Here is a 568-nt window from a genome sequence, read left to right on the forward strand (position 1 = left end):
ATAAAAAGCGCGAAGCCGAGGCGGAGCGGAACCCCGGCAAGCACATACGTAAACGTCACCTTCAGAGACTGCCAATACTTTTCGTCACCCGTAAACATTTCCTTAAAGTTGTCGAGCCCGATCCATTTCGGCGCCGTAAACAAGTCATAGCTCGTGAAGGACAGAAACAGGGACGCCCCCATCGGAATCACCGTAAAGCATAGGAACCCGATGATAAACGGAGAAATAAAAGCATATCCCGCCAGATTGTCTTTTCTTATACTCCGGCTTTTTTTCATTGCGTCAGCCCCATTTCCCGTCAATTATTCCTCTCTAATATCTCATTGGCCTTTTTCCGGAACGTTTTGGCGGCTTTTTCCGGCGATACCTTCTGATACAGAATCTGATCTGACGTATCCTTCAGCAGTTTGATGACCTCCGCGCTTCCCACAGGCTCTGGCGGATCGGCTTTGCTGATGTTTTTTGACGCGGTTTCTACATACTCCACGATGTTGGTTTCTTCCTCATTCAGCTTCGGTTTAATCGCATCCGCCACCTTGTCGGAGACTGGAACGCCTCGCTCGCCTTT

At 49.3% G+C, this 568-nt stretch carries 1 protein-coding gene and 1 pseudogene; both read right to left on the reverse strand.

The features are described from left to right. Nucleotides 1-302 (reverse strand): carbohydrate ABC transporter permease (locus ACWHAR_RS30405; protein WP_452088850.1); only part of this gene is annotated, 302 nt, incomplete at its 3' end. Further along, a pseudogene (locus ACWHAR_RS30410) lies at nucleotides 299-568 on the reverse strand (sugar ABC transporter substrate-binding protein); the annotation flags it as partial. The gene ACWHAR_RS30405 and the pseudogene ACWHAR_RS30410, both read right to left, overlap by 4 nt.

The organism is Bacillus sp. LR--39 (assembly GCF_053613335.1).